The organism is Paenibacillus mangrovi, assembly GCF_022898935.1.
Taxonomy (GTDB): domain Bacteria; phylum Bacillota; class Bacilli; order Paenibacillales; family Paenibacillaceae; genus Paenibacillus_AQ; species Paenibacillus_AQ mangrovi.
This window is the reverse complement of sequence record NZ_JALIRP010000027.1, coordinates 1-3,101: the sequence shown is the minus strand read 5'-3', so window position 1 is coordinate 3,101 and position 3,101 is coordinate 1. Positions and strand designations below refer to the sequence as shown.

Annotated in this window: 1 protein-coding gene, 5 tRNA genes and 2 rRNA genes; all 8 read right to left on the bottom strand. The window is 43.8% G+C overall.

The genetic code is table 11. From position 1 onward, the window contains the following. Window positions 1-120 (bottom strand): 16S ribosomal RNA (locus tag MUG84_RS27095); the annotation flags it as partial. Window positions 121-511: 391 nt separating this feature from the next. After that, window positions 512-1,639, bottom strand: coding sequence for an FUSC family protein (locus tag MUG84_RS27090; protein ID WP_244731278.1), 1,128 nt, complete (start codon window positions 1,637-1,639; stop codon window positions 512-514). 305 nt (window positions 1,640-1,944) lie between these two features. After that, window positions 1,945-2,020: transfer RNA gene (locus MUG84_RS27085), tRNA-Lys, on the bottom strand. A gap of 82 nt (window positions 2,021-2,102) precedes the next feature. Next, window positions 2,103-2,179, bottom strand: a tRNA-Asp gene (locus MUG84_RS27080). A 29-nt stretch (window positions 2,180-2,208) separates the two neighbouring features. Beyond that, window positions 2,209-2,282 (bottom strand) — tRNA-Met (locus MUG84_RS27075). A 126-nt stretch (window positions 2,283-2,408) separates the two neighbouring features. Next, window positions 2,409-2,483 (bottom strand) — tRNA-Glu (locus MUG84_RS27070). Between the two features lie 137 nt (window positions 2,484-2,620). After that, window positions 2,621-2,697 (bottom strand) — tRNA-Ile (locus MUG84_RS27065). A gap of 56 nt (window positions 2,698-2,753) precedes the next feature. Further along, window positions 2,754-2,870: ribosomal RNA gene (gene rrf / locus MUG84_RS27060) — 5S ribosomal RNA — on the bottom strand. Window positions 2,871-3,101: the final 231 nt, after the last annotated feature.

Here is a 3,101-nt window from a genome sequence, read left to right as displayed (position 1 = left end):
TTACTCACCCGTCCGCCGCTAACCATCAGAGGAGCAAGCTCCTCATCAAGTCCGCTCGACTTGCATGTATTAGGCACGCCGCCAGCGTTCGTCCTGAGCCAGGATCAAACTCTCCAAGAAAGTTTGTGACTCATTTTGAATCTGACGAGAAATAATTCTCATTGTTTGCTCAACCATCGATTCGGACAGTTGTCACGAACCCGATGATTTCGCGTGTCGGTTTCGTTACCGAAACCTGTATCTCACTCGTTGTTCAGTTTTCAAAGATCAAAATCTCTCTTTTGTCCTCGCCGATATTTCTCGGCGACAACTTTTATATCATATCATGTTTATTCCGATAATGCAAGCTTTTTTTCATTTCCTTTTCTCGGAATAAAAGCTATGATATTTGGTTGCCAACTCACTCTCTCAAGCGGCTGGATTAATAATATATCATAAAAAACAAAAAGAATGCAACATGTATTTTCTTCCACCGAGAGGTTTCATCATACATCATTGCATTCCCTACATTTTAGTTAGCTATTCTACGTCGAACCGAATTTTTCTCCCTCTTAGCGAAATTCAAAGATTTTACTGTACCTTTACTCATATCCAAAAAAGGAATAGAACGTTCAACTTCTGCAACAATTCGATGCAAATCAGCAAACAAACCGCCAATCTCTATCAACGTCTCTGCTTGAGCTTGGTATTTTGTATACGATTCAAATAGGTGCAGCTGATCTTCATAAGCTTTAGCAATCTGATTTTGGATTCGATACATCCGTTCTGAAGTAGAATGTCTTAATAGCTTCCCGAACGTCGTAATACATTCGGCAGTACTTATCAATGTTCTTTCTATAGGAAGCTCTTGCAAGAGCTGTTGGCTTATTTCATGCACAGCATAATTCACGCTAGATACCGCAATAATAATCCGCTGAACGGTTTCTACCTGTTCCTGCAAAGCAGATAACTTAACGGAATCCTTACGATAAAGGAAATTATACTTTAAACTTTTTTGGGCACCACAAAAAGCATCATTTAACGTCCTACTCCAATTCATTAACTCCACATCAGTTTTGTCTGAATACATTTCCGTGTATGATACACTCACCGTCTTACTTAGCTGCATCATGCGTTCCGCAAGCTTTAGACAGATACTCGAGCTCCGCTTAATCGCGGATGGCACTTTATTCTCGGGACGAATCGCAACTTGAATGATTACAGCGACGAGCGCACCCACGATTGTTTCAATGATACGCCCCGTTGCATATCCTTGCGCTTGCTGAAAAGACATCACCATCACAGAACTGACACCAATCTGCGAGATAATCTGCGGATTAAGCTTAAAAGCTGTCGCCGCCCCCATACCTAGGAGAAGTACAATAACAATCCCGATAAAATTTTTACCTACGTATGGAACTACGAGCACTGTTACGGCAACACCAATAATAACACCCAATATACGATACAAGCCCTTTTCCATGGTATCCGCAATGGTTAATTGAACCGTTAGAACTGCAGCGAGCGGTGCAAAATACGAATAATGATCCCCAAACAACAACGATGCTATAGACCACGAGATCGCCGCTGCCAGTACAGTTTTAGCTACATGAATTGTAAGACCCAAGCGAGCGCACCACTTTATGACACGTTTTAACATGTAGTACACCCCCAGTGTATGAAATGTTTCTCTGAACAGTCCTATTATAGCTACTATATATTTTTACATTTGTGATAATAATCACATATATCAGCGTTAATGCCTACCTTTCTCTATCGATATCAGGACATAAAAAAACCGTAAAATCTTCGTAGAATTTACGGATTTAATATTAAGTATAGTTCACGTAAAGGGACTTGAACCTCCACGGTATGCCCACTAGATCCAAGACGTCATACTAGCGTTGCAATTTATTGATATACCATGATTGAAAGTACTTGTCAATTCATTCTTTGAAGAAAAACTGGTGAGCCATGAAGGACTCGAACCTTCGACACCCTGATTAAAAGTCAGGTGCTCTACCAACTGAGCTAATGGCTCTCAATTAGTAAAATACTTAATTGAAATAATGATGCTCCGACAATCCCGATATCCGGATTCTCATCCTTGGAGCTAATATAAATGGCGGAACCGACGGGATTCGAACCCGCGATCTCCTGCGTGACAGGCAGGCATGTTAGGCCTCTACACCACGGTTCCACAGAGACACTTTCTATGTGGGAAAGTAATTGCGGGGGCAGGATTTGAACCTGCGGCCTTCGGGTTATGAGCCCGACGAGCTACCGAGCTGCTCCACCCCGCGATAGTATAAAATGGTGACCCGTAGGGGATACTCTCTCTTCGTTCGAGACTGCGAAGCAGCGCTACCGAAGTTCATGCTCCGACGAACCCTTTTGGGTTCTCATCCCCTATCGAAGCTAAGTAATAATGGTGACCCGTAGGGGATTCGAACCCCTGTTACCTCCGTGAAAGGGAGGTGTCTTAACCCCTTGACCAACGGGCCGTATATATAAAGTCCAAGTCGAAATGCAGTACGATAACTTCCAGACCTTCTTGGACGTTTTTTAGCACATGGCTCCCCGAACCTGAGGCAACTCAATTAACAGTCGAGTTCTCTACTAACTGAACTATCAGGGAATATGGTGGGCCCTAGTGGACTCGAACCACCGACCTCACCCTTATCAGGGGTGCGCTCTAACCAGCTGAGCTAAGGGCCCTTCTGTATGGACATGTATTATAGGCAAAAAAAATACCACACAAAATGTGGTTTTCCGCTTGGCGGCGTCCTACTCTCCCAGGACCCTTCGGTCCAAGTACCATCGGCGCTGGAGGGCTTAACGGTCGTGTTCGGGATGGGTACGCGTGGAACCCCTCCGCCATCGCCACCAAACGGAGCATTCTTTGCAAAATGCTTATATTCAGGATTCAGCATCGCCAAATGCTGAAAGCCACTTTTCATTCCAAAGCTACTAGAGCTTCGAGAATCTTTATTGACTCCCTGAAAACTAGATACGAAACGATTTGCGTTTTAGCCCCGTTCTCTTGGGGTCCCCGAAAAGTAATCGGTGTTGCTACAAAGCTTCACGTCACTTTTTGGGGTTATTCTAGGATAAGCCCTCGA